Here is a 25,627-nt window from a genome sequence, read left to right on the forward strand (position 1 = left end):
CTTCTCACCGCTTTTTCAAATATGTTCTATTTTCGGGCAAGGCGGCCCGGACATTCCGGGCTCGTTCCAGCCCGTATACAAGCTGTTGCGAATCAAAATTTTCAATGGCCTGCTCCATCTCCTCCAGTTGTCCGCGGAACTGCCGCAGGGTTTCCAGAACCCTGTCCCGGTTGGTCAGCAGGATATCCCGCCACATGGAGGCATTGGAGGCAGCAATGCGGGTGGTGTCCCGGAACCCGCCGCCGGCCAGCTTCAACAATTGGTCCGGGTTCGGCTCCGCCGTGACGGTATTCACCAGGGTGGCGGCCAGGAGATGGGGTAAATGGCTGATGGCCGCCACCGCCCGGTCATGATCCCCCGCCGCCATTTCCACCGGGTTGGCACCGATGCCTTGAATCAGTTTTTTTAACTTGTCTAAAACCAGGGGATGGGTATGGGGATCCGGGGTTAAAACATAGGAAGCTCCTTCAAATAAATCCTCCCGGGCTCCGGCAACCCCGGCCACCTCCAGGCCCGCCATAGGATGTCCCCCCACCAGATAGACCCCTTCAGGCACCATCTTGCGGGCACGCTCCAGCAGCCGCCCTTTGACGCTTCCCACATCGGTTACAATGGTTCCCGACGTAAGGTAGGGAATGGCCATTTCTAACACACCCAGTGTCACACCTATGGGCGCGGCCAGTATAAAAAGCTCGGCACCCGGCAGGACCTCTGCCAGCACGCCGGCCCGGTGAACGGCTCCCAGCCTTTCAGCCAGAGCCAGATTCTCAGCCGCCGGATCAACGCCGACCACTTCCCGGGCCAGATTTCTCCGGATCATGGCCAGCCCCAGGGACCCTCCGATTAACCCGACCCCGGCAATCACAACTTTATTGAACAAAGAAAAACCTCCTAGGAAGGTCTCGCCTCATACTGTTTTTCTCTGAGGTCCCGTTGTTCGCCTAATTGGCATTTCCCCGGGTCCTGTCGTTCGTAATTCAGGCCATTCTTCTTGAGTGTTGGTCTTGACCCAAAAGAAATGCATTCCTACGAACGACGGGACCCCAAAGGAATACTTCCCTGGAACGAACAACAGGACCCTAAAGAAATACCCTTCAGGCTAGTTTCCTCCCACTTTTCGACCAAAAACCCCGGCCACGGATTTCAGATCCTGCATCAGGGACTGGAAGTTGGTGGGTGTTAGGGACTGAGGCCCGTCACAAAGGGCTTCGGCAGGGTTGGGGTGAACTTCAATCAATAAGCCGTCCGCACCGGCTGCCACCGCTGCCGCAGCCATGGGCGGCACAAACCGCCATTTACCAATGGCATGGCTGGGATCCACGATAATGGGCAGGTGGGAAAGGTGTTTTACCACCGGTATGGCCGCCAGGTCCAGCGTATTGCGGGTAAAGCTTTCGTAGGTCCGAATGCCTCTTTCGCACAAAATGACATTATAGTTGCCCCCGGCCATAATATACTCCGCCGCCATCAACCATTCTTCAATGGTGGCCGAAACTCCCCGTTTCAACAAAACCGGCTTATCCACTTTGGCCACTTCCCGCAGCAGGAAGAAATTTTGCATATTCCGGGTGCCAATTTGCAAAATATCCGCATACTCCGCAATCATGGGCAGGGTGCTGGCATCCATCACCTCGGTTACAACTTTCAAGCCGGTTTTTTCCCTGGCCTCAGCCAAAAGTTTTAGCCCTTCTTCCTCCAAGCCCTGGAAGGAATAGGGCGAGGTGCGAGGTTTAAAAGCGCCCCCGCGCAGCAGGGTGGCCCCGGCCTCTTTGACCAGCCGGGCTGCTTCCAACAACTGTTCCCGGCTTTCTACGGCACAAGGCCCGGCCATGACATGAATTTCCTCGCCCCCAATGGCAATATCCCCCACTCTGACAATGGTTCCTTCTTCTTTAAAGGCCCTGCTGGCCAGTTTGTAGGGTTGTAAAATGGGGACCACGCTCTCAACTCCCGGCATGGCTGCCAAAGCCAGATCGCCCATGCGGGTTCGATCTCTAATGGCACCAATGATGGTTCTTTCCACTCCCTGGGACAGGTGGATTTGAAAACCTGCCCGCTTCAATCTTTCCAAAACTGCATCCGTTTTATTTTCATCCGCTTTAGGGCTCATGACAATAATCATTGTTGTTCCTCCTTGATAAACCAATTGCTATCATCTATCTACCATAATATATCCATCAACAACAAAAAGACACCCAAGAAAGGTGCCTTAGTCCTTAAAAACAGGCACAGCCATCCCTCCTTACCATTCTTCCGTTCTACTTTTTACTCTGGGAATAAAAAACACCATTGCCAACCATTCTACAAATTCCATGTTATCATCACCCCGGTCAAATGGCAATGATCCTTTGAAAAATCGGTGATTTTTTTGTGTTTTTTACCAGGGGAATGTTACAATAGATAGGAAACCCCAATGAAAGGAGTTAAACAATGGTCCTATCTGATAAAGTGGCTTCCTTTTTAAGCCGGTCTTCCTGGATACGGAAAATGTTCGAGGAAGGAGACCGCCTGCGTAAAATTCACGGGGCAGACAAAGTCTTTGACTTTACTCTGGGAAATCCTTCTGTGGAGCCCCCGGAGAAATTTCATGAGGAATTAAAAAAGCTGGCCTTCAATCCCCTGCCCGGCATGCACCGCTATATGAGCAACGCCGGTTACCCCGAAACCCGCCAGGCCATTGCGGAGGTTCTTACGGAACAGTCCGGACTTTCCTTTAATGCCAATCATGTGATTATGACCGTTGGGGCCGGCGGCGGCCTAAACATCATTCTCAAAGCCATACTAAATCCCGGGGACGAAGTGATTGCTTTAGCGCCTTATTTTGTTGAATACGGATTTTACGCAGATAACCATGGCGGCGTATTAAAAGTTGTGCCCACCACAACCGGCTTTTTGCCGGACCTGGAGGCGCTGGAAGCCGCCATGGGGCCAAAAACCAGAGCTATTATTATAAACTCTCCCAATAATCCCACCGGAGTGGTTTACCCCCCTGAAATATTGGCCTCGCTAAACCAATTGGTGGAAAGAAAATCCCGGGAAACCGGACGTGCCATCTTTGTGTTGTCCGATGAACCCTACTCCAAAATTGTTTTTGACGGTATTCAGGTTCCCTCGGTTTTTCGCTATATTACCAATGCCCTGCTGGTTACCTCGCACAGTAAGGACCTGGCTCTGCCCGGTGAACGCATCGGTTACGTGGCGGTGAATCCCAACATCAACGGGGTGGACCAGCTCATCGAAGGGCTTGTCTTTTGTAACCGGACTCTGGGCTTTGTCAACGCCCCTGCTTTAATGCAGCGTTTAGTAGCCGGACTGCAGCGGGAATCCGTTGATATTGCGGAGTATCAGGAAAAACGGGACCTCTTATACCATCATCTAACCTCTCTGGGTTTTGAAATGGTTAAGCCCCAGGGCGCCTTCTATCTCTTCCCGAAATCCCCCCTGCCGGACGATATTGAGTTTACTCAAAGGGCCCTGGCCCATAACCTGCTGGTAGTCCCCGGCAGCGGCTTCGGATGTCCGGGCTATTTCAGGCTGGCCTATTGTATTGATGCCGAAATTATTAAAAAATCCCTGCCCGCCTGGACAACCCTGGCCAAGGAACTTGGTATCTAATGGGAAAGCGACTTCCCCTTTGTTTCAGTCCTTCAAATTAAATACTTTGCAAGCAAGAAAACCGAACCCGCTGCCGTCGGGTCCGGTTTTTTGTTTGTCCCCATAAATGCTCCCGATCATTCAGCAGCTTATCATCATACACTGCAATGGACTCATGATCCCTGCCTATTCTAATATTGGCGTCCCGGAATGGAAAATAATGGTAATATAAATTGACTCTATATCAGCATCATAAAAGACATAAACCTTATTTTTCTAAGATCATATTCACAAGTTTTTTGTAACACCTAAAAGGCACCTGCCGTATTATGAAACGAGGGTAAATCAAAAAAATGCAAAGGAGGATTTATCATGGGAGATTATTACGGAGGCGGATACAATAACAATTTTGTTTTTATTGTATTCTTAATCCTGATTCTGCTTTTCTTCAGTAACGGTTTTTACGGCTACAGTGCAGAAAAATAATCCATCCTTCAAGGGATTATAACGCTTGATTCAAATGGCAGAGGCTGCGCAGTGAATGGATCATTAAGTTTAATTTTATTGTTCTTCGGTAACGGTTTCTATGGCTTAAAAAAATAAAACTTAGGGTTGCTTGATAACAACAAATATTTTAATTGGAGGAGGTTATACAATGGGTTACAACGTAGGTGGTTGCGGCGGCAACAGCTCCCTTTTTTGCATCCTGATCATCCTGCTTCTGCTTTGCAGTTGCGGAAACAGTTTCTACGGTGCAGATCAGTAAGTAGTCGCTAAGCAAGAAAGGTCCGGGGTTTAAAAACCCCGGACCTTTCTTGCTTAGCCCACTAAATCAGGCCTTAATTGAACTGCCCGGCCTAAATAAACATGTTTGATCTCCGATTGGGACCTGCCGGTATTTATATGTATCAGTACACGAATACATTTCGGCAAGGCCCCTGCCACATTTACTTCCGAGGTGCACATTAAGGGCACTGAAGTCCAGCCCAGGGCCCGGGCGGCCTTCGCCGGGAACTCTGTGTCCAGATCCTGGGTTACAGTAAAAAAGGCACTGCAGATATCCTCGGTATCTAAGTGGTTTTCCTGCACAATTTTTTCCAGCAGTTCTTGCGTTGCTTCTAATATTTGCTGACTTTCATTCCGTTCTACCGTAATAGCACCCCGTATTCCCCTGACCACGGTCCCCATCCTACCAACCTCCATTTTTATAGACTTGATACTGCACGGTGACCCAAACCAATGGCAACCTCATCCAGATGCAGCAACCCTACTCCAAAGAAAACCGCAACACTGATGTGATCTGCCTGGCGGGCGATACCGATTTTGCCACCTACATTTAATCCTACAGCCTTCTGCATAATCATCGACAGGGCTTCCCGGGTGGCCCCGGCCACCGCACCCTCATCCGCATGAACTTCTTTAATAACCCCTTCTCTTTTGGCTGCCACAACCGCCCTTTCAATGATCCGGTTGACGGAAGAAATAAAATCTCCGCCGTAATCCACGGCCGCTGTGCGGATTCCATCGTTTAAAAATTTGTTTTTATATTCTTTTTCTTGGTCTCTGGTCTCTGTCATGGCCATTTCAATGGCCACTCTGGCTACTTTCCTGCTCCCGTGGAGAATCAAGCATAACACTCCTTAACAAAAATAGCACTCCTACCGGAGTACTATTACCATATTTTATCCCTGTAGGATTGTTTTGATTATATTATAATCGTGGTTCAATTGCAATGTTGCCTATTTCTGATGGGACAATTTTATTTTATCCAAAAGAATAACCGTTTGCTTACCCACTGTTTCCGTACCTTTCCGGGGCCAAAGCACCCGGCTGGACACATCCGCGATTCTTATACGAACCGAATGCTGGTAAAAGGTGGTATCCACCTCCACCACATCTCCGTTTTCCACCGGAACCGTGACATAAGGATGAGAAAAATCTCCTTTCATTTGACCGTTTACCAATACCTTGGCTTTAGGCAGGGTTGAGAAATTAACTAATTGAAGGACCAGTGTATTCTCCGGTAAGGGATCATGACTTAAAACGGTCTCTGCATCCGAGCCCACTCGAAGGACCACCTTCCTTAAAGGAGAAGGCGCAATGAAGGATTGATAAATAACCATCAGTAAAAAGGCTGTTATCATAAAGCCAAATAAATATTTGCTAACTTTGTTTACCCGCAGCCACAGGCTGTTAAAGTTATTCATATCACCGCCTCCTACTGTGCTACTATATGCGGTGACATGGTAATTAATTCCTGCCGCTAGCGGCTGTTATATTTTCTGTCCAATAAAGTCCGGTACACTCTCATTTCTTCCGCCACCCGAAACAGCAGCCTTTCCACATCGTAGCGTGTAAGGACCAGATTGGCAGGCTCTACAATCTCTATTTTCCGAAAATCATCTCTGGCAATAAAGCGAACCACGTCTTCCAGGGTTTCCGCCCGGATCACCAGCAGCACCGGGGCATAGGCCGCTTCGCTGTTCAGCAGCTCGTCCTGGACCACATAAACTTCGGAACTTACATCAATATCCTCGATTTGAATCCCTTGAATGGGTACATTTCTAAAGATGGCCACCTGCTGTTCCCTTATATCTTCGGCAGCTTTATCGCTGGGTTTTCCTCCAAATAAAAGCCGGCCCGGTTTGCCAACTCCTTTAAAATCAAGTCGAACCTTAACCTTTATCGGCCGGTAGGATAGCTCTTCACTGGGCAGATTCAATGGAATACCTCCTCGCCTTTGCTTAACCATAAATTCGATTCAGCGAGGAAAAATCCTGCAAACATTTACCAATAGATTTCTGAAGAACCACAGATAGGACAACGATCAAAATAGGTCTTGGGATCTTCAAAGGCTTCCTGGGCGTCGTCCAGACTGGCCCCTTGACATTCCATGGTGATTAATTGACCTTCCGGGCTAAAATTACCGAATAAACCGTAGGGAGGAGCTGCAGCGGTATCCGAACTGGGCGGGATTTTGCTGCTGGCAAGGCTCTGATGATTTCCACAATTGGCACAATAAGGCATAACGATTCCTCCGACAATATCATTTCATTCTGCTGATAATATTGCCTTAAAGGAGCTTCCCTATGCCCGGCTTATTTAAACCTCTGACGAGGACCTGTTTTTCCTGCAGTTCCTTTATCGAACCGGGGACCTCTGGTACTTTTAGCAGCCCCAGCCTTCTTTCTCCGATCCCCGGAGACTCCGGTGAAGGTCCTGATCCCCTTCCCTAAAGGGGCAGACTCCGCCTTTATCCCGGCCAGCGCCATAACTTCCCGCAGCTCGTTATGAGTTAAAGGCCGGTATTGACCCGGCTTCAGGTCCCCCAAAACCAGCGGGCCCATTTGCACCCTGCGCAGGCGCACCACCGGATGGCCAATCTGTTCGCACATCCGTCTAACCTGGCGGTTTCTTCCTTCGTGAATGCGGATTTCCAATAGGGCCCTGTTATCCAGAATATTGGTCAGCCTCACTTCCGCCGGAGCCGTAAGCCCATCCTCCAGTTGGATTCCCTTGGTTAAAGACTCCAGTTTTTCCGGCTCAGGAATTCCTTCCACCCTGGCCATATAGGTTTTCTTCACCCGGTGTTTGGGATGGGTAAAAGCCTGGGTTAATTCCCCGTCGTTGGTCAATAACAGCAGCCCCTCGGAGTCATAATCCAGCCGCCCCACAGGGTAGACCCTCTGGGGAATGCCCTCCAGGAGATCCATTACGGTTTTGCGGCCCCTTTCATCCTTAAGGGTGGTCACGTAACCCCTTGGTTTATTTAAAAGATAATACACTTTTCTCTCCGGGGGAGGGATTACCTTCCCGGACACTTCAATCACATCCTTGGCGGCATTCACCTTGGTTCCCAATTCCGTTATCACTTTACCATTCACTTTTACTTTTCCGTTCAAAATCAATTCTTCGGAATGACGGCGGGAAGCCATCCCCGCCTTGGCCAGTACCTTTTGCAGCCTTTCTTCCATGGTTCTGTTTAATCCCCTTTTGCAGCGCAATTTTTAAAGCCACACTTAAGCTTATCATACCCGGACGGCCAAAGTCCATTTTAGCCTTATTCTGACATTCTATCAGGTCTTGTTGCTGGCCTCATAAGCACTATTTTAGGGTCTTGCAGTCTCTCCACAGGACCCTAAGGCATTTCCTTTAAGTCCAACAACAGGATCCTTAAAGATGTCCCTTAAGTCAAGCCCTTCAGTCAATCTAAAACATCATGTGGCAAATAAGAATCGACGCCACCAGGGTGGTAAAATCCGCGGCTAGGCCGGAAGCAACCGCATAGCGGTATTTTCGTATGCCCACCGAACCGAAATATAAGGTTAAGACATAAAAGGTGGTGTCACTGCTGCCCTGCATGGTGGAAACCAGCCGTCCCACAAAGCTGTCGGGTCCATGGGTCTTAATTAACTCCGTGGCGATCCCCAGGGCAGCTCCTCCGGAGAGGGGACGCATAATGGCATGGGGAATAATTTCAGCGGGAATCCCCACCACGTCCAGAAGGGTTGAGAGGGTGGAAGTTAACAACTCCATGGCTCCGGAAGCACGAAAAACGCTCACTGCCACCAGCATGGCGGTAAGAAAGGGAATGGTTTTTATAGCTGTAGAAAATCCGGCCTCAGCACCTTCCACAAAAGTCTCAAACACCGGCACTTTTTTAAAAAAAGCCGCCAGGGGAATCAGCAGCAGCATCAACGGAATGGCCCAGCGGGAAATCTCATTAATCACCTCGTACATGTCTTCACCCCCTGTTTCTATACAGGCTGCGCAGAATCCGGTCGGCCAAAATGGCCACGGTCATGCCGCAGAGAGTGGCAAAGATGGTTGTCCCCACAACCGCGGTAGGATCTTGGCTCCCATACAGCAGGCGGATACCAATGATGGTGGTGGGGATTAAGGTGATGCACCCGGTGTTGATGGCTAGAAAAGTGCACATGGCCTCGGATGCGGTATCAGGACGCTGTTTATTCAGTTTCTGCAGTTCCTGCATGGCAATCAGGCCCATGGGCGTAGCCGCATTTCCCAGACCCAGAATATTTGCGCTCAGGTTCATGACAATAGCCCCCATAGCAGGGTGGTCCTTGGGCACACTGGGAAACAAAAAAGCCGTGACCGGTCTAACCAACCGGGCCAAAGCCTGAATTAATCCGGCTGCTTCAGCCAATTTCATGATACCAAGCCAGAAGGTGATAATGGCAATGAGGCTCAGCGAAGTCTTTACAGCCACCTGAGCTCCATCCAGGGCGGCTTTGGTAACCACTTCAATATGTCCCTGGGCACCGGCCACAAGAATTCCAAATACCATCATACTCAACCAAACATAGTTTACCAATGTTCTCCCCCCTTGTCCTCTTACTCCTGATATTATGAGGGGGGATGTCCCATTAGAACTGCTGGTCCACCGGCAGACAAACGGAGAAGCAGGTTCCCTCTCCTTCTTTGCTGGTTACCTCCAGCCGTCCCCGGTGCCGGTCCACAATGCTGTAGGAAATGGAGAGACCCAGCCCGGTTCCTTTATCCTTGGTGGTGAAAAAAGGGGTTCCGATCTTATCCAGGTCCTCCGGCGGAATTCCCGGGCCATCATCAATGACTTGAATACAAATTACATTTTCCTTCGGGTCATATCGGGTGGCCAGTGTAAGAGTGCCTCCTTGCTTTAGGGCCTGCAGGGCATTTTGCGACAGGTTCAGCAGCACCTGTTTTATTTGGTTTACATCCATTACGGTGGAAGGGATACTCTGGAGGTCGGTTTTTACTTTGGTCCCCTGCAGAAAGGCCTGGGACTCAAAGATACGGGCAAAATTTAAAACCAATTCGTTAGCCGAGCAAAGCTGCTTTTGGGCCGGTGCGGGCCTGGCCAACTGAAGAAAATTATTAATTACACTGTCTGCCTGGTCGATCTCCTGAATCATAATTTCCATATATTCATTAAAAGGAATCTGCTCGTCACCCATTCGTTCTTTAATCAACTGGGCAAAACCCCGTACAGAGGTCAGGGGGTTGCGGATTTCATGGGCCATTCCGGCGGCCATTTGTCCCACCACCGCCAGTTTTTCCTGTTCTCTCATCCGTGCATCCTGGCGGCGTATTTCCGTTACATCCGTATAAATGCCAATGGCGCCGCTAACCTCATTATTTTCATCGTAGATTACACTGGTATTGACCAGCAGGTTCTTTTCCCGGGGACCGTTGCTACAAGTGCAATCAATATTGGCAAAAGCTTTTCCTTCCTGAATGGTGCGGATCAAGATGGGAGTCCCCAGGGGGCAAGTGTGGTAAAAGGCTTGCACCGGCCCCCCCACAATCTGCTCGGCAGACAGGTCCCATATTTTTTCCGCCGCTTTATTGAAAAAGACCACGGTACAGTCCTTATTTAAGATTAAAACCCCTTGTGACATATCGTTAAAGATAATTTCACTCTGCTGAATCACTTGACTCAGATTTTTTCTAACTTCCTGAAGTTGTTTTTCCATCATCGCTTGCTTTAATCCGGCTTCCACCGCCTTGGCCGCCGCCGCCAGCAAACTAAAGGTATAGGGACTTTCAAAACCGCAGGGAGTGCCCACCGTGAGCACGGCAATGACCTCCCCGTTGGCGCCAAAAATCGGCGCCCCTACGCAGGACCAGCGGTGGAAGGCCTGTACGAAGTGCTCCGGGCCAATGATTGCCAAAGGGGTCTTGGTAACCAGCACGGTGCCAATGGCCGTGTTGCCTATTTGATCTTCAGCCGCACATATGCCGGGAAAGAAAGGAAAGGGCAGGCCTGCCGCTTCTGTTTCTTTATCCGCCTGAACTTCCAGCAGATGGCCGTCCTGGTCTGACACACAAATGAAATAATTTGAACTGTGGGTGCTGACAGTGGTTTTAATCGTTGAAAAGTGGTGTTCCAGCAGTGAAAGGACATCTTGGAGTTGGCGTTTTTTCTCATACAGTTCTTCATGGGTTAATCTTTTTAAGTCTTTAAAGGCATAGGGGTTAATATTATAATTAACGCACCGTTGCCAAGCTTTATAAGTCTCTGTGAATATCTTATTAGAATCAACAGGTATTCCACTAACAAAGCTCTTCCATTTCGTATATAGTAAAGACTGATTAAGATGAGGAACCGAGACTAGTTTGTCCAACTCTTTCATTTTAAAAAACCTCCACCTATATTTAGGAACTTATGGATATTTTCGACATAATATACAATTCCCCTTTAAGAAATTTCGAAAAAAATAAAAAGTGGGTTGCCCCACTTTTATCATTATCAAAACTTTTATACAATTGGTTGATTTTGCACGGTTGCCGTATGGTCCCGGTTAAACATACCCTGAATTTGATTCAGCATTTGGGGCGCCACATCGATCAGCCGGTCGAATAGGGCATGATTGTCGTCTACAGGTAGCAGGCGTATCTGACCGTTCCCTACCACTAAAAAGCCCATGGGCTGTACGGATACCCCGGCACCACTTCCCCCTCCAAAGGGAGAACTGGGTCCCTCTCCTTCTTTTCTTACACTGCCATTGGCTCCATATTCCCCGCCACCGGCGGCAAAGCCGCAGGCCACTCTGGATATAGGAATAATGACGCTGCCGTCGGGTGTCTCCACGGGATCACCCACCACTGTATTAACATCAACCATTTCCTTGATACTCTCCATGGCAGTTTTCATCAGATCTGCTATGGGATGCTCTGCCAAAGTGTTTCACCCCCCGTCTATATACCATTTTTATCAAAATTTTTATGCCTGTAACCATAATATGACCAACTCGAATTTTAAATATGCAGTCAAAAGAGGTTGAAAAACCTTGTTTTCTAAAGTCAGGTTCCACTTTTAGCACCGGTTTTTCTCCTTTGGCGGAGACCCGGTGAAAAAGATAAGCCGTTATTCCGCCCATGGCAGCCCAAATCAGGCCGGTTAACAACCCGGTGGCTGCAGCGTCCGGCGTGCCAATGCGGATGGTCCAGAAAAAACGCTGCAAATGGATGCGACGCAGAAACCGTTCAATATCGTTTTTGATATTCTGCAGCAAAAGCCACCATTCACGAAATTTAGCAATGGCTTCTTCCAGGCTTTCTATTTTAAACTCTCCGGGCTTCCCGGCGATTTCCCGGGAGGCTTTTCCGCCGGTTTCCAATTCTGTACGGGTTTTCAGCGAAACCCCGGACTTCTCCTTTTGAAAGATGAGCACCGGAAGTTCTAATTTGTAATGGATCAGCCCGGCAAAAAGAAAAAACTCCAGACTGACGGTATCATCTTCCTCTTGGCGAAAATATTTCAGATGAACCTTTATCTTTGACAGGAGCACCAAAGCCAGCAACAGCCCCAAGCCCAACAACAAATAAACAGTTAACAGACTTTGGTCACTCCTTTCCGGCTATGCTGCATTCCTCGGGGCTGGCTGGTAGCCTCTGCAGTATTTCTCCTGGTCCTGTTGTTAGCCTATTACTGTATTTCAAAGGGTCCTGTTTTTTAACGGCCTATTAACAGGACCTGTCAGGAATGCCCTTAAAGCCAGCAGCAGGACCCCGGATAATTACTTTTTAGTCTAACAACCAGACCCCTGAAGCCCAACCCCGAAGTCTTAGGGCGCTCCAGGGGTTTCCGGGGTATTCGCAGGCAGGATGGTTACCGGAACAGAAACATTATCCTTTTCCAAACCGTCTTCCCCGGTTACAAAGGCTTCCACCGTTCCCTTTTCCTCACGGACCGGAGAAGTAAAATTGATGGTGGTGTTAAAATTCCCCCCCACCGGTTGCAGGGGCTTTTCCACCAGGGTCATGCCGTTAGCGCCTTTCAGGCGAACCCGGACCGTGCCGTCCACCCCACCGGCACTGCCGGAAATCTGCAGCGGGCTCTTTATTTGATCGCCCGCTTTGGGAGCATCTAATTTCAGTCCTTTTTCCGTTACCGGAGTGCTTGCGGCTCCTGTATTCTTCGGTGCCGCGGGAGCCGGTGCCACCGGCGCGGGAGCCTTGGCAGCTTCTTTGGCAATTTCAAACCCAAGGGCTTTCACCGTTCTGTCCAGAGTAAAAGAGGCTACCAGCGGTTTGGCCGTGCTGTTTTTCTGCTCGGAGGAAACACCGGACAAATATTTTAAGCGGACATTGACCCAATCAAAATCATTGGCCGGAACCCTCCGTTCAATTTCAGAGATCTGTACGCTGTTGCCGGCGGGCAATTGATCCTGGCTGACAACTATATAATTGGTTCCGTTCACAGCGGTCCAGGTGGCAAAATGCTTTTCATTCAGGTTTTTTGCCAGGGCTTGTACAATTTCCGGAGCCTTTTCAAACTCAACCATTTGAAAAGAAATTTTGGAAACCTCGGGTACAATAATGGTTTTGGGCTGCGTTTGAACGTCCGGCTTTTTGGCCGCAGTACATCCAAGGGGTACTAAGAGAACAAGCATTAAACACAAAAAAATTTGACCTCGGCGCATGGCAATCCCTCCAAAAGGTTTTTACTATATTTTTAACAATTTTTGGAGAAATATGCGTATTAAGCCAAACTTTGCAGACCTGCTTTAAAGAAAAACAGGGTATTTGTCCACGGTCTGTGAGGACAAATACCCTTTATTCCGGCTCGATCCCTTCTACTAGAAATTCTTCCAGGGATGGAAGCTGGCTGATATCCTTTAAGCCAAAATATTTTAAAAACTCCAAGGTTGTGCCATAGAGCACCGCCCGGCCCGGTCCCTCCCGGCGTCCCTTTTCTTCGATTAAATTCCGCTCCAGCAGAGTATTAATGGGTGAATCCACCTTCACTCCGCGGATCATCTCGATCTCCGCCCGGGTAATGGGCTGGCGATAGGCAATGATGGCCAGGGTTTCCACTCCTGCCTGGGACAGGCCTGTACTGCCCCGCTGGCGGTATAACCGCTCCACATAGGGAGCATATTCCGACCGGGTACACATCTGCCAGGTTCCGGCCACTTCCGCCAGTTTTAAACCTCCCGGTCTGCCAGCGTATTCTGCCGCCAACTCCTGCAGCAATTCCTCCGCGTCAGCCGGTTCTACCTCGGCGATGCGGGCCAGGGTTTGCACCGTCAGGGGTTCACTGGCTACAAAAAGCATCACTTCCAGGGCTGCCTTCACTTGGTCTCTAAATAATACCGTCAATCGTACGCCTCCTCAGAAAGCCCTTTATCCTGGCGGAAAATTATGATGTCACCGCCGGGTTCCTGTTGAACCGCCCGGATCTGGCCCATCCTTAACAGCTCCAAAATAGCCAGGAAAGTCACGATGATCTCCGTACGGTTACTTTCCCCCTGAAAGATTTTGGAAAAGGAAAGACCCTGGGGATATAATACCAGCATCGCCTGCAGTTGACGCATTTTATCGGGTACCTGAATCTCTTCACGGGTGATTTCTCCCGGAATGGATAATTGAACCCCCGCCCGCTGCAAAACCTTTTGCAGGGCCTGAAACAGATTGTCCATGGATAACCCGCCCAGGGGGTCTTTAGGTTTAAACAAATGCTGGTACATCTCAATGGAATTATTGCGAACGTAGATCCTGCCTACCTGCCTTTCCTGGGTCCTCAGGTAGGAAGCCACTTCTTTAAACTTGCGGTACTCCAGAAGCCTCAATACCAATTCCTCTCTGGGGTCCGGCCCGTCCTCCGTTTCCGCTTCAGGACCGCCGGAACGCGGCAGGAGCATCCTGGCTTTAATGGATAGAAGGGTGGCGGCCATCACTAAAAATTCGCTGGCTACATCCATATCCAACTGCTCCATTTGGCCTAAATAGGTTAAGTACTGGGAGGTAATTTGGGCAATGGGTATGTCATAAATATTTACCTGATCTTTGTCAATCAGGTGCAGCAAAAGATCCAGGGGGCCTTCAAAGGCTGAGAGCTTCACCGCATACATTAACTCATCCGTCCTTCGCCTCAAGGGTTTTTCTTTTTGCCTCAAGGGTTTTTCTTTGGGGTCCTGTTGTTAGCTTATTCTGTCTTGCTCTCAGGTCCTATATAACCTCTACAGGACCTGAGAGCATTACACCTAAAGGCTAACAACAGGACCCCTTAAGCACTACCTTGAGGCTAGCAACAGGACCATTCAGGAATGCCCACTAGCCAAAGATTGCTTTCCGGACCTCCTGCAGGGTGGCTCCGGCAGCCGTCCGGGCTCTTTCGGCTCCGTCCTTTAGCACTTCTTCAATGTAACCCTTTTGAGACAGCACCTTTTCCCTGCGTTCACGAATGGGTCCCAGCTCCTGATCCAAAACTGCGGATAACTGCTTTTTACAGGCCACACAGCCCATGCTTCCGGACCGGCAGTCCGCCTCAATGCCCTCCAGCAGTTGACCGTTATAAATCCGGTGGAACTTGTGCACCACACAAACCTCGGGATTGCCCCGATCGGTCTTGCGGATGCGGTTGGGGTCGGTAATCATCTGGTTCACGCTTTTCTTAATCTCGTCGGGATCCGCTCCCATGGAAATATAATTATGATAACTTTTGCTCATTTTTGCCCCGTCAAGACCGGGCAAAACAGCCAGTTCCCGGTTGATAATCCCCTGGGGCTCCGGAAATACCGGTTTGAAGAGATGATTAAAACGCCGGGCCGTTTCCCGGGTCAACTCCACATGGGGCAGTTGGTCTTCTCCCACCGGCACCGCATTGGCCTTATAAACTAAAATATCCGCCGCCTGCAGCAAGGGATAGCCCAGGAAACCGTAAGTGTTGATATCCTTGCCCATTTCCCCCAGCTTTTTAATCTGATCTTTATAGGTAGGCACCCGCTCCAGCCAGGATAAGGGCATGATCATGGAAAATAAAAGGTGCAGCTCCGCATGCTCTTGAACCTCGGATTGACTGAAAATCACACTTTTTTCCGGGTCAAGGCCCGCAGCCAGCCAGTCGGCTACCATTTCCCGGGTATTGGGCCGGATTTCTTTGGCCTCCTCCCAGCCGGTGGTGAGAGCGTGCCAGTCCGCCACCATAAAAAAGCAATGATAGAGGTCCTGCAATTGTACCCAGTTATTCAGCACGCTGTGATGGCCCAGATGCAAGCGACCGGTGGGACGCATACCGCTTAAAATGGTTCCTTTTTTCGTCATGTCCTTTCTCCTTTTAAACCTGTTATGATGAAAAGCCGGCCACCAGCATGGCCAGTAAATTTAATAAATTCATAATGGGATCAATAAAAAATCGTAATACCGGGCTGAGAATGCCCAGGAAAATTAATAAGAACAGGATGGGTGTGCCATATTGCTCCAATTGGTAGAGCCACTGCTGACGGCCGGGTAAAATACCGGCCAGGATTTTTGAGCCGTCCAAAGGCGGAATGGGTAAAAAGTTAAACACAGCCAGCAGCACATTGATATAAATAAAATTGTAAAAAATAAACAGGGTATTCCCGGAGGGTTTTAGAAAGCCCAGAACAATCACCGCCAGTACCGCCAGGGAGAGATTGCTTAGGGGCCCTGCCAGGGAAACCAGCATCATTCCCTGTTTACGGTTTTTAAAATGCCAGGGATTTACGGGCACCGGTTTGGCCCAGCCAAAACCCGCCACCATCAACAAAATGGTACCCAGAGGGTCCAGATGCCGGATGGGATTTACGCTCAGCCTGCCTTCGTCCCGGGCGGTATTATCCCCCAGTTTAAAGGCTACGGCCGCATGGGCAAATTCATGCAAAGGCAAAGCGATTAAAATAATAATAACCTTTGCAATAATACTCCCTACAGAAAAATCAAACACGGGGCTTCGTCCCTTTCGTTTTACCGTTATTACGAAAAACCGTCCGGTTTTCTTGGGCATTGTTTCCTTTGGGTTTCTTGGGCTCAATTTTGGGGGCGTTATGCTGTATTAGATAATTGCGCGCGTATTCCAGTTCTTCCTCCCTGGTTTGCACCAGGCCGTCCAATCTCGCCCGCCAGACGGCATCCAAGGCCCGCCGGTACATGGGTCCCGGCTGGAAACCCATGGCTCGGATATCTTTACCATTTACGGAAGGTTTATTTTTATGCACCGATTCCATCACCAGCCGGAAACGCCGGATGGCGTTCTTATCTTCCAGCAGGGTTAGAAACAACGGGTAGGCTTCCCGGGGCAGGGTCTGCACACTTTTAGTCAGTTCCGAAAGGGGAACATCCCCGGTGGCGGACAGGCTTTTCAGGGCCCTCCGCCAGTGGGCAATGACATCCAGCACTTTGTCGGTTTGCCTTCGTCCCAGGAAATAACGCTGGCAGATTTCAAAGGCTGTCTCTTGGGTAGTCCAATGGAGGATGGCCAGAAAGTAAGGCAGCCATCTTTCAGCGGGTTCCGCCCAGCCCCAATTGCGTAAAATCATCAGGGCCTGGGGCATTTCACTGATAACGGGCTGTACCTCCCAGAAGGTGATCTCAGGGAAAAGATAGTCCCAGACACCCAATTCGGACATACGGTCCATCATGTCTTCCGGGTCCGCTTCCTCCAGAATACTCTTTAATTCCCCCCACATGCGCTCGGTGGACAACCGGGCCAGCACCTTTTCCCGCACCGCCTCTTTAATCAGACGGAGGGTCTGGGGTTCAATGGCCATATCATAGCGCTGTTCAAAACGGATGGCCCGCAAAATGCGGGTAGGGTCCTCAATAAAACTGAGGTTATGCAGCACCCGCACCGCCCCGATCTGCAGATCCTCCCGGCCGTTAAAATAATCCACCAGTTCTCCGAAGCGTTCCGGGTTCAAGGCCACGGCCATGGCGTTAATGGTAAAATCCCGGCGGTACAGATCATGTTTAAGAGAAGATTGTTCCACCTGGGGCAGCGCTGCGGGATATTCGTAATATTCTACCCGGGCGGTCACGACATCCACCCAATATCCGTCCTGAAAAACAATCTCGGCGGTGCCGAACTTTTCATGGGCCCGCACCCGGCCCCCGATGGTTTCAGCCAGTTTATGGGCCAGCTCAATGCCCTTGCCCTCCACCACCAGGTCCACATCCAGGTTTTCTACCTTGAGCAAAACATCCCTTACCAGTCCGCCCACGGCATAAACCTGATAACCCATGCTCCGGGCCGTCTCTCCGGCCCGGGTCAGGATGTTCAAAATGCGCTGAGGCAGCACCCGGTGCATGTCGGGACGAATGTTGGTACTGGCTGCGGTATATTTTTTCTGATTGGTATAGGTGGTGGTATAACGTCCTTTAAAACCTTCATGGAGGGTTTGCAGGACATCGGTTCTGGAGATAATGCCCACCACCCGGTCTCCTTCCACCACCGGCAGCCGGCCGATATCCTTTTCAATCATCAATTCCTGTACTTCATTAATATTCATGCCGCCATCCACGGTAATCACGTTCACCGTCATATACCCCTTAACAGGAGCGTGGCCCAGACCGTGATGGGTGGCTTTCTCCACATCCCGGCGGGAGATGACGCCTACCAGTTTGCCGTCTTTAATAACCGGCAGGCCGGTATGCCCATAGCGGAGCATAATTTTACCCGCCTCTTCAATGGTGGTCTCCGGAAAGACCATTTTTACGGGGCTGGACATAATATCTCGCACGGTCAGGGGCGGCCGGACTCTTTCTTTAATAATTTCCAGCAGGCTGGCGGCAACTTCATCCACCGTTTGATCTTTCACCGTAGCGGAAGCGGCCGCAGGGTGGCCCCCACCGCCAAAACACTCCATTACTTCCTTGCAGTTGATCTTTTCCTTGAGGGCGCAGCGCCCCACCATGTGAATCCGGTCTTCCATTTCCACAATGGTAAAGACCGCATCAATTTGCTCGATCTCAGCCAATTTATGAGTCAGCAGATTCAGTCCGCCAATAAATTCATCTACATTGCCCCGGGCAATCAAAATTTTATTGCCGTTAATATGATGATGCTCAGCCGAAACCAACAGCTTTTTCAGCAGGGCCTTTTGGTCCGGAGTCAGGGGGCGGCCTAAAAAGTCCGCCACCACCGCCAGATTGGCTCCTTGTTCCAGCAAAAAGGCGGCGGCCCGGATATCTCTGGGGGTGGTGTTGGTAAACACCAGGCAGCCGGTATCCTCGTAAATCCCCAGGGCCATGATGGTGGCTTCCAGGGGAGTGATCTCCAAGCCTTTGGACCGGATACGCTCAATTAACAGAGTTGTACAGGCCCCAATGGGCTCCACAACCTCCACCTTGCCCTTTACATCCCCTTCTGCTCTGGGATGATGATCAAAGATATGGACCTCCACCTGGGGACGGTTAAACAATTCCTTTAACTTGGAAACTCTGCCGGGACTCTTGGTATCCACCATAATCAACCGCTTGACTTGGTCGATATTAATGTCTTTGATGGTACGAATATGCTTGAGGGTGTCCTTATGCAGGGCTAAAAATTCCTCCACATTCCGGGAAAGCTTTCCCGGGAAGACCAGCGCCGCTCCGGGATAAAGCTTTTGGGCAGCAACCATGGAGGCTAAACCGTCCAGATCCGTATTGACATGCGCCGTTATAATCTCCAATCCATTTACCCCCAAATCAAGTTCTAAAACCAATAAATACATTAAATTATAACATATGCCATAAAAATAAAAAATACTTCGCGGGCGCACAGCCCGAAACAGCAAGAAAAGCGCGCCAAAAGAATAGGCAGACAACAAAACAAACAACCGGCTCATAGAATCCGTATTATCCGTGTTCATTATTTCTAAAAAATAAGGGGTTGTTGCCAAAGGAAACTGTGTTTCTTTGTCAACAACCCCCGTTATGTTCATATAAGTTTCTTCCTTTTTCCCCAGTCCCGGGATTCTTACCGGGAGGAGGCCAGTTTCATCACCGAACTGCGCAAACGTTCGGGAATCACGTCGTTGCGGATTAAATCGGTATAGTCTTCCCGTTTGACAATCACATCGGCCTTGCCTTCGGACACCAGCACCATGGCCGGGCGAGGCAGCCGGTTGTAATTCATGGACATGGAATAATTATAAGCTCCGGTACTGGCTACCACCAAGAGATCCCCGGCTTGAGGGGCGGGCAGCTCAATATCCCAGATTAACATGTCTCCGGACTCGCAGCACTTGCCGGCGATGGAAACCTTTTCTTCTACTTCTTCCAGCATGCGGTTGGCGATATAGGCCTCATACTTGGATTGATAAAGGGCCGGACGAGGATTATCTCCCATGCCCCCGTCTACGGCAACATATTTGCGAATTCCCGGAATATCCTTGATGGCTCCCACGGTATAAAGGGTGCTTCCGGCGGGCCCGGAGATAGATCTTCCCGGTTCCACAATCACCCGGGGAACCGGCAGGTCATAGGATGCCGCCCTTTCCTGCAGGGCTCTCATCATCACATCGGCGTATTCCTTAACCGGCCGGGGCTGGTCGCCGTTAAAATAATAAATTCCCAGTCCCCCGCCCAGGTTCAGTTCTTCCGCCAGGTAATCGGTTTCCCGGTAGACGGTGTGTATAAAGTCCATCATGGTCTCGGCCGCATGGGCGTAGGAGTCCAGTTCAAAAATCTGAGACCCGATATGGCAGTGAAAGCCCTTTAATTCAATATGGGGAAGTTCCAGGCAATACTTCACGCCCGCCATGGCGGAACCGTTTTCAATGACCAAACCAAACTTGGAATCAATCTGCCCGGTTTTAATGTACTCGTGGGTATGAGCCTCTACGCCGGGACTTAAACGCAGGATAATTTTCGCCCGGGTCTGCGCCTCACCGGCCAGTTCATTCAATCGTTCCAGTTCATAAAAATTATCCACCACGATGCGGCCTACTTTGTATTCCAGGGCCAGCCGCAATTCCTCCGTAGACTTATTATTGCCATGAAAGTAGACACGCCCCATGGGGAAGCGCGCTGTGGCCGCGGTATAGAGTTCACCGCCGGAGACCACATCCAATCCTAACCCTTCCTGCTCCACCATATGGCAAACCGCAAGATTGGAAAGAGTTTTACTGGCATAAATCACTTCCACACCATGTTCTTCGGTAAAGGCCCGGTAATAGGCCCGGCAATTTTGCCTGAACAGCGCCTCGTCGATGACATAAAGGGGGGTTCCGAACCTCTTCGCCAGCTCCACCGTATCACAACCGCCAATTTCAAGATGACCGTTTTTATTCACTTTCATTGTGCCCTGTAATTTCATAAAATTCTCCTCCTAAACCATATTACGATAAACATGGTACTATTTGTTCATTATCCGGTCTTCCTAATTATGGCAGTTTCTTTACAAAGTTATGAAAAGCGACCGCAAGCATTTCTTGGGTCGCCGATTTTACACTGGGTAAATTATAACATGGCGAAAAAATAGGGGTCAAGCCGGCCTCCAGGATGAATGCTGTATACTTGAATAACATTAAAAGTTCCCTGCCGCCGAAGCAGCAGGGAACTTTTAATTTACTTTTTCTTTTTCAGTGTTGGCCGGTTGGTTTCTATGGTTACGTTTTTTAGTCGCTTTTGTGCCAGGAGCAATCTCACCGGGTTTGCCGTATTTAGCCCAAAGTTCTTTTAGTTCCTCAGGAGATAGAACATAGTCGTGAATCTTATTGTCGGAAGACATAAAAAAACACCCCTCTCCACACTGGGTTTTGTGAGGACCCAGGCTCTTAATTTTACACCGGAAAGGGTAAGAATTCAATAGGTAATTTAATACAGGGTAAAAAATGCCTATGGCTATTGTTTATAACTCTCCACCGGTTTTAAGTTGCAGGTTCCGCTATTAAAGTATAAAATCCATCGCTTGGCCTGGGATACCCGTTTCTCCAATTCCCGGACCATAGGCAGCAGTTCTTGATTGGAATACTGAGCCTGGGGGCGATGTTGAAAAACATCCTTTAGTATTTTTTCTATTTGTTCAGCACTATAACCAAGAGCCTGCATGGAAAGCACGGCCCGTTCAATTCTCCATAACAATTCCCTGCGGTCCGCCACAAAAACACGTCCCTTTCTTCAACTCCAGCCAGTTACAAGCAAAATCTTTTATTATATTATACAAAAATTTCGCTAATATTTTAAGTATATTTAAAAGTCATTTTTGTAATATAATTTTATACTGGCTTTTGGTGAAGAAAATAAACTCCAGGAACCGAGTTTAGGACTCCTTCTTCATGGTTAAGGCCACCCGCCCCCGCTCTACATCCACGGACAAAACGCGAACATCCACCACATCGCCCACCGAGACCACATCCAGGGGATGCCGGAACCGAGAGTTCCCCAGTTCTGAGCGGTGAACCATACCGTCATTTTTTAAACCGATGTCCACAAAAACTCCAAAATCCACTACGTTCCGTACGGTTCCTTTCAATTCCATGCCGCATTTTAAATCCTCAATTTTTAAAATATCCGTCCGGAAAAGGGGGCCCGGCAGATCTTCCCGGGGATCTCTTCCGGGCCGCAGCAGCCCGTCAATAATATCCCGCAGGGTCGGCGCCCCTGTTTCCAGCGCCTCTGCCATTTCTTCGCAATTAACCCGGGACAGTTGCTCGCGGATTTCCGGCGTTCCGATATCCTGTTCACGGAGACCGATTTGGCGCAGCAGCTTCTTTACCACCGGGTAGGATTCAGGATGGATTCCCGTCCGGTCTAAGGGCTTGGCGCCCTCCGGAATACGCAAAAAACCAACGCTTTGTTCAAAGGCTTTGGGACCTAGTCGGGGTACTTTTTTGAGTTGGGTTCGTTCACTAAAGCTGCCGTTTTCTTCCCGGTATTTAACAATATTCACCGCCACCGCGGCATTGATTCCCGAAACGTAGGATAAAAGAGACGGGGAAGCGGTGTTCAAATCAACCCCCACCAGGTTAACGGCCGATTCAACCACTCCTTTAAGGCTGTCTTCCAGTTTTTTAGGCGCCACATCATGCTGATACTGCCCGACTCCAATGGAGCGGGGTTCAATCTTTACCAGTTCGGCCAAAGGGTCCTGCAGACGCCGGGCAATGGAAGCGGCACTGCGCTGGGCCACATCCAGCCCGGGGAATTCTTTGGCTGCCAGTTCCGAAGCGGAATAGACGCTGGCTCCGGCCTCATTGACAATAATATACTGAATCTGCTGCCAGCCTTCCTGACGGATTAAATCCGCCACAAATTGTTCTGTTTCCCGGGAAGCGGTGCCGTTGCCAATGGCGATAATATCCACGCCGTATTGACTTACCAGACGGCTGACTTCGCGGCTGGCTTCAACAATCTTCTTTTGCGGGGGAGTGGGATAAAAAACCCCCACCTCCAGCATTTTCCCGGTATCGTCCACCACCGCCCACTTGCAGCCGGTTCGGTAAGCCGGATCCAATCCCAGCACCACTTTCCCTTTAACCGGCGGCTGCAGCAGCAACTGCCGCAGATTTTTGGAAAATACATTGATGGCCTGTTCCTCCCCGGCTTCGGTTAAACGATTGCGAATATCCCGTTCCAGGGACGGGGCCAGCAGTCTGCGGTAACCGTCCTTGACCGCTTCCTGCAATACTTCCGCGGCTCCCGAACGGGCCGGTATCCAGCGTTGGTTAAGACGTCCCAGGATCATTTCCTCAGTTACTTCCAGCCTTACCTTTAAAACCTCTTCCCTTTCACCCCGGTTAATGGCCAGCGCCCGGTGGGGCGGAACGGATTTAACCGGTTCCCGGTGCTCGTAATACATGCGGTAAACCCCCCGGGGATCCTTGCTCTCGTCCTTAACCTCGGTAACCAATTCCCCCCGCTGAAAGGTAATCTCCCGGACCCAGCCCCGGGTTTCCGGCTCATCGGAAACCATTTCCGCAATAATGTCCATGGCCCCCTGCAGGGCCTCTTCGGCACTGCCCACACCCAGGTCGGCCTGGATATAAGATTGGGCTTCCTGCAGAGGAAGCGCCCCTTCCTGCACCGTGAGCAGCCACTGGGCCAGCGGCTCCAACCCCTGTTCCCTGGCCACGCTGGCCCGGGTTTTCCGCTTAGGCCGGTAAGGCTGATACAGGTCCTCCACTGCCGTAACCGTTTCCGCAGCCAGAATGGCTTCCTTTAACTCAAGGGTCAGCTTGCCTTGCTCCTCAATGGAATGAATAACCTCTTCCTTCCGTTTCGCCAGGTTGCGGAGGGAGGTAAGCCTTTCGTCTATTTTACGAATCTGCACCTCATCCAGTTCTCCGGTTACTTCTTTGCGATAGCGGGCAATGAAGGGAATGGTGTTTCCCTCATCCAAAAGCCGGGCCGTTTGTTCAACCTGCCCCAAGCCCACTGCCAGTTCCCGGGCGATTTGCCTGAACATGCTTGAATCATTCTGCATTCATATCTTTCCCCTGTCCTTTTATTTGTGGTAAGGTAAATTTTTTCGACGTCCTGCCAAAACCTTCCTTCTTCTGTAAGGAAATACTCCGCCGATTCATTAAGCCCTTACTAGCGAAAAATTCTGCGCAAAGTCAAAAATAAAGGGCTGCGCAATTCAACCATTCCGGTTTTTTTGATATGCTCCCCATATGGTAGACAGGTTAAATAAAAAAACCGGCTATCATGAGGGGAGCATTTTAATGTCAAAAATAAATCAATACAAAGCAGCAGAGATAGCAATACTACAGGAACTTGAAACAGGTCAGGCTACCTGTGTAGAGATAGCTAAAAAATATGATATTAGTGTGACTACCTTGGTTAAATGGCGACATCGTTATGAATTGTACGGATATGAAGGGCTAGAAATAAAAACCCATTTTAATAAATATTCACCAGAACTTAAACTTCAAGCCGTTCAGGATTACCTTTCGGGCGAATACTCACAGTATCAAATTATAGATAAGTATAAAATAGCAAGTCGGACACAACTGGCAAGGTGGATTAACAAGTATAATAATCATAGCAGTTTTAAATCCTACCCATCGGAAGGAGCCAAGGCTATGACTAAAGGGCGCACTACCAGTTGGCAAGAACGGATTGAGATGGTCCTATACTGTCTTTCTCATAACCATGATTACCAAAACACCTCAGAGAAATATCAAGTTTCATACCAGCAGGTTTATCAATGGGTTAAGAAATATGAAGCAGGTGGAGAAGAGGCCTTAAAGGATAGACGGGGACGGAAAAAAGCACCGGAAGAATTAAGTGAGACCGATCGGCAAAGGCTTGCTATGAAAAAACTAGAATACGAAAACGAGCGACTTAGAGCAGAAAATGCCCTGTTAAAAAAGTTACAGGAACTCGAAAGGAGGAGGTTTTAAGCCAAATCCGGCATCAGAAGATTTATGACGCGATTCAAGCGGTACAAGGAGAAGAGCATTTTAGTCTAGTCTTATTGTGTGAAATGGCGCAGATTTCACGTTCAGGCTATTACAAATGGTTAAAGCGAAAAGTAAGTCCTCGCGAACAAGAAAATCAGCAACTCATGCAAGCGATGCTCCTGCTCTACGAGAAGGTTGAAGGCATTTATGGGTACCGTCAATTAACCATCAATTTAAGACGGGAAACCCATCAGTCGATTAACCCGAAGAGGGTCTATCGCCTCATGAAGCTTGCTGGAATTCAATCCGTCATCCGTAGAAAGAAAAAGAAATACATTCGATCAACTCCTGGGCAGATCGCAGAAAATCTTTTAAACCGCCAGTTCACAGCAGAGGAATCGAATGAAAAGTGGTTGACGGATGTAACTGAATTCAAATACGGAAAGGGTCAAAAAGCGTATCTCAGTGCGATTCTCGATTTACATGATAAATCCATCGTATCCTATGTTTTAGGCCATTCGAATAACAACCGTCTTGTTTTCGAGACCCTGGACTTGGCTCTTCAAGCGGCACCCGGCAGCACACCCATAATTCACAGTGATCGGGGTTTTCAGTATACCTCCTGGGGCTTCAAGAAACGACTAGAAGCTTATGGCTTAACTCAGAGTATGTCTCGGGTTGGCAAGTGTATTGATAACGGACCGATGGAAGGCTTCTGGGGAACGCTTAAGTGTGAGAAGTATTATCTACATAAATATCAAACCTTTGAAGCTCTTAAGAAGGACATTGATGATTACATCTATTTTTATAATTATGAGAGGTTACAGGCCAAGTTAAACAGCCTTAGTCCGATGGAAGTTCGAACCAAGGCTGCCTAGTTTATTTTTATTTTTTGTCCTGTCTACTTGTCGGGGGGCAGTTCATTTTGCCGCAGCCCTTTCTCTTTCCCTTTTCAA

26 protein-coding genes are annotated in these 25,627 nt (G+C 49.4%); 3 read left to right on the forward strand and 23 right to left on the reverse strand.

Translation table 11 applies throughout. The annotated features are described in order from the left end of the window. Positions 1-4: 4 nt before the first annotated feature. Both DESRU_RS14955 and aroF read right to left on the reverse strand, forming a co-directional pair. Positions 5-880: a prephenate dehydrogenase gene (locus DESRU_RS14955; RefSeq protein ID WP_013842919.1), complete on the reverse strand. Its 876-nt coding sequence runs from the start codon at positions 878-880 to the stop codon at positions 5-7. Positions 881-1,099: 219 nt separating this feature from the next. Then, a complete protein-coding gene (gene aroF, locus DESRU_RS14960) occupies positions 1,100-2,122 on the reverse strand; it encodes a 3-deoxy-7-phosphoheptulonate synthase (RefSeq protein WP_013842920.1) in 1,023 nt (340 codons plus the stop codon). Between the two features lie 308 nt (positions 2,123-2,430). Here aroF and DESRU_RS14965 point away from each other — a divergent pair, with 308 nt between their 5' ends. Beyond that, entirely contained in the window at positions 2,431-3,615 is a 1,185-nt protein-coding gene (locus DESRU_RS14965) for a pyridoxal phosphate-dependent aminotransferase (protein WP_013842921.1), read from the forward strand. Positions 3,616-4,413: 798 nt separating this feature from the next. On the opposite strand, the gene aroH is transcribed toward DESRU_RS14965, so the two are convergent. The 21 genes from aroH to DESRU_RS15070 all read right to left on the reverse strand — a co-directional run bounded on the left by aroH (position 4,414) and on the right by DESRU_RS15070 (position 23,749). Beyond that, positions 4,414-4,782, reverse strand: a complete 369-nt coding sequence (aroH, locus tag DESRU_RS14970; RefSeq protein ID WP_013842924.1) for a chorismate mutase — start codon at positions 4,780-4,782, stop codon at positions 4,414-4,416. Positions 4,783-4,799: 17 nt separating this feature from the next. Then, entirely contained in the window at positions 4,800-5,222 is a 423-nt protein-coding gene (locus tag DESRU_RS14975) for a HutP family protein (RefSeq protein WP_013842925.1), read from the reverse strand. Between the two features lie 111 nt (positions 5,223-5,333). Continuing rightward, on the reverse strand, positions 5,334-5,801 hold the full coding sequence (locus DESRU_RS14980; protein ID WP_013842926.1) for a hypothetical protein: 468 nt from the start codon (positions 5,799-5,801) through the stop codon (positions 5,334-5,336). A 56-nt stretch (positions 5,802-5,857) separates the two neighbouring features. Beyond that, positions 5,858-6,316: a hypothetical protein gene (locus DESRU_RS14985; RefSeq protein ID WP_013842927.1), complete on the reverse strand. Its 459-nt coding sequence runs from the start codon at positions 6,314-6,316 to the stop codon at positions 5,858-5,860. A gap of 65 nt (positions 6,317-6,381) precedes the next feature. Then, positions 6,382-6,621, reverse strand: a complete 240-nt coding sequence (locus DESRU_RS14990; RefSeq protein ID WP_013842928.1) for a hypothetical protein — start codon at positions 6,619-6,621, stop codon at positions 6,382-6,384. A 71-nt stretch (positions 6,622-6,692) separates the two neighbouring features. Further along, positions 6,693-7,568: a pseudouridine synthase gene (locus DESRU_RS14995; RefSeq protein ID WP_013842929.1), complete on the reverse strand. Its 876-nt coding sequence runs from the start codon at positions 7,566-7,568 to the stop codon at positions 6,693-6,695. A gap of 235 nt (positions 7,569-7,803) precedes the next feature. Next, positions 7,804-8,334, reverse strand: a complete 531-nt coding sequence (locus DESRU_RS15000) for a spore maturation protein (protein ID WP_013842930.1) — start codon at positions 8,332-8,334, stop codon at positions 7,804-7,806. A 4-nt stretch (positions 8,335-8,338) separates the two neighbouring features. After that, the gene (locus DESRU_RS15005) at positions 8,339-8,929 is read right to left on the reverse strand and encodes a nucleoside recognition domain-containing protein (protein WP_013842931.1); all 591 of its coding nucleotides are present in this window, start codon (positions 8,927-8,929) and stop codon (positions 8,339-8,341) included. A gap of 52 nt (positions 8,930-8,981) precedes the next feature. Next, positions 8,982-10,730 (reverse strand): ATP-binding protein, encoded by a 1,749-nt coding sequence (locus DESRU_RS15010; protein WP_013842932.1) that lies wholly within the window; start codon positions 10,728-10,730, stop codon positions 8,982-8,984. Between the two features lie 125 nt (positions 10,731-10,855). Continuing rightward, positions 10,856-11,278 (reverse strand): GerW family sporulation protein, encoded by a 423-nt coding sequence (ytfJ, locus tag DESRU_RS15015; protein WP_081462026.1) that lies wholly within the window; start codon positions 11,276-11,278, stop codon positions 10,856-10,858. After that, complete coding sequence (locus DESRU_RS15020; protein WP_238446309.1) at positions 11,214-11,909, reverse strand: DUF2953 domain-containing protein; 696 nt, start codon at positions 11,907-11,909, stop codon at positions 11,214-11,216. Before DESRU_RS15020 ends, ytfJ begins: the two co-directional genes overlap by 65 nt. 255 nt (positions 11,910-12,164) lie before the next feature. Next, entirely contained in the window at positions 12,165-13,022 is an 858-nt protein-coding gene (locus DESRU_RS15025; protein ID WP_013842935.1) for a Gmad2 immunoglobulin-like domain-containing protein, read from the reverse strand. Positions 13,023-13,155: 133 nt separating this feature from the next. Next, a complete protein-coding gene (gene scpB, locus DESRU_RS15030; protein WP_013842936.1) occupies positions 13,156-13,701 on the reverse strand; it encodes an SMC-Scp complex subunit ScpB in 546 nt (181 codons plus the stop codon). Further along, positions 13,698-14,453, reverse strand: coding sequence for a segregation and condensation protein A (locus DESRU_RS15035; protein ID WP_013842937.1), 756 nt, complete (start codon positions 14,451-14,453; stop codon positions 13,698-13,700). The genes scpB and DESRU_RS15035 overlap by 4 nt, the downstream gene beginning before the upstream one ends. A gap of 202 nt (positions 14,454-14,655) precedes the next feature. Continuing rightward, entirely contained in the window at positions 14,656-15,645 is a 990-nt protein-coding gene (gene trpS, locus DESRU_RS15040; RefSeq protein WP_013842938.1) for a tryptophan--tRNA ligase, read from the reverse strand. 22 nt (positions 15,646-15,667) lie between these two features. Beyond that, entirely contained in the window at positions 15,668-16,288 is a 621-nt protein-coding gene (locus tag DESRU_RS15045; RefSeq protein ID WP_013842939.1) for a site-2 protease family protein, read from the reverse strand. Beyond that, on the reverse strand, positions 16,281-19,013 hold the full coding sequence (locus DESRU_RS15050; RefSeq protein WP_041275822.1) for a CBS domain-containing protein: 2,733 nt from the start codon (positions 19,011-19,013) through the stop codon (positions 16,281-16,283). Before DESRU_RS15050 ends, DESRU_RS15045 begins: the two co-directional genes overlap by 8 nt. A gap of 287 nt (positions 19,014-19,300) precedes the next feature. Further along, positions 19,301-20,641: a diaminopimelate decarboxylase gene (gene lysA / locus DESRU_RS15055; RefSeq protein WP_013842941.1), complete on the reverse strand. Its 1,341-nt coding sequence runs from the start codon at positions 20,639-20,641 to the stop codon at positions 19,301-19,303. 246 nt (positions 20,642-20,887) lie between these two features. Continuing rightward, positions 20,888-21,055, reverse strand: a complete 168-nt coding sequence (locus tag DESRU_RS15060; protein WP_013842942.1) for a hypothetical protein — start codon at positions 21,053-21,055, stop codon at positions 20,888-20,890. Between the two features lie 113 nt (positions 21,056-21,168). Continuing rightward, on the reverse strand, positions 21,169-21,426 hold the full coding sequence (locus tag DESRU_RS15065; RefSeq protein WP_013842943.1) for a hypothetical protein: 258 nt from the start codon (positions 21,424-21,426) through the stop codon (positions 21,169-21,171). A gap of 160 nt (positions 21,427-21,586) precedes the next feature. Continuing rightward, entirely contained in the window at positions 21,587-23,749 is a 2,163-nt protein-coding gene (locus DESRU_RS15070; protein WP_013842944.1) for a Tex family protein, read from the reverse strand. 190 nt (positions 23,750-23,939) lie between these two features. Between DESRU_RS15070 and DESRU_RS20605 the strand changes: the two genes are divergently transcribed. Further along, positions 23,940-24,671: a helix-turn-helix domain-containing protein gene (locus DESRU_RS20605; protein WP_143758798.1), complete on the forward strand. Its 732-nt coding sequence runs from the start codon at positions 23,940-23,942 to the stop codon at positions 24,669-24,671. 32 nt (positions 24,672-24,703) lie between these two features. Then, entirely contained in the window at positions 24,704-25,549 is an 846-nt protein-coding gene (locus DESRU_RS20610) for an IS3 family transposase (protein WP_238446445.1), read from the forward strand. Positions 25,550-25,627 lie beyond the last annotated feature (78 nt).

Source organism: Desulforamulus ruminis DSM 2154, from assembly GCF_000215085.1.
GTDB classification, from domain to species: domain Bacteria; phylum Bacillota; class Desulfotomaculia; order Desulfotomaculales; family Desulfotomaculaceae; genus Desulfotomaculum; species Desulfotomaculum ruminis.

Coding starts and splice junctions, on each gene's coding strand:
- aroF (WP_013842920.1), bottom strand. CDS start 2,122: ATGATTATTGTCATGAGCCCTAAAGCGGATGAAAATAAAACGGATGCA.
- DESRU_RS14965 (WP_013842921.1), top strand. CDS start 2,431: ATGGTCCTATCTGATAAAGTGGCTTCCTTTTTAAGCCGGTCTTCCTGG.
- aroH (WP_013842924.1), bottom strand. CDS start 4,782: ATGGGGACCGTGGTCAGGGGAATACGGGGTGCTATTACGGTAGAACGG.
- DESRU_RS14980 (WP_013842926.1), bottom strand. CDS start 5,801: ATGAATAACTTTAACAGCCTGTGGCTGCGGGTAAACAAAGTTAGCAAA.
- DESRU_RS14990 (WP_013842928.1), bottom strand. CDS start 6,621: ATGCCTTATTGTGCCAATTGTGGAAATCATCAGAGCCTTGCCAGCAGC.
- DESRU_RS14995 (WP_013842929.1), bottom strand. CDS start 7,568: ATGGAAGAAAGGCTGCAAAAGGTACTGGCCAAGGCGGGGATGGCTTCC.
- DESRU_RS15000 (WP_013842930.1), bottom strand. CDS start 8,334: ATGTACGAGGTGATTAATGAGATTTCCCGCTGGGCCATTCCGTTGATG.
- DESRU_RS15010 (WP_013842932.1), bottom strand. CDS start 10,730: ATGAAAGAGTTGGACAAACTAGTCTCGGTTCCTCATCTTAATCAGTCT.
- DESRU_RS15025 (WP_013842935.1), bottom strand. CDS start 13,022: ATGCGCCGAGGTCAAATTTTTTTGTGTTTAATGCTTGTTCTCTTAGTA.
- DESRU_RS15035 (WP_013842937.1), bottom strand. CDS start 14,453: ATGTATGCGGTGAAGCTCTCAGCCTTTGAAGGCCCCCTGGATCTTTTG.
- trpS (WP_013842938.1), bottom strand. CDS start 15,645: ATGACGAAAAAAGGAACCATTTTAAGCGGTATGCGTCCCACCGGTCGC.
- lysA (WP_013842941.1), bottom strand. CDS start 20,641: ATGAAATTACAGGGCACAATGAAAGTGAATAAAAACGGTCATCTTGAA.
- DESRU_RS15060 (WP_013842942.1), bottom strand. CDS start 21,055: ATGTCTTCCGACAATAAGATTCACGACTATGTTCTATCTCCTGAGGAA.
- DESRU_RS15070 (WP_013842944.1), bottom strand. CDS start 23,749: ATGCAGAATGATTCAAGCATGTTCAGGCAAATCGCCCGGGAACTGGCA.
- DESRU_RS20605 (WP_143758798.1), top strand. CDS start 23,940: ATGGTAGACAGGTTAAATAAAAAAACCGGCTATCATGAGGGGAGCATT.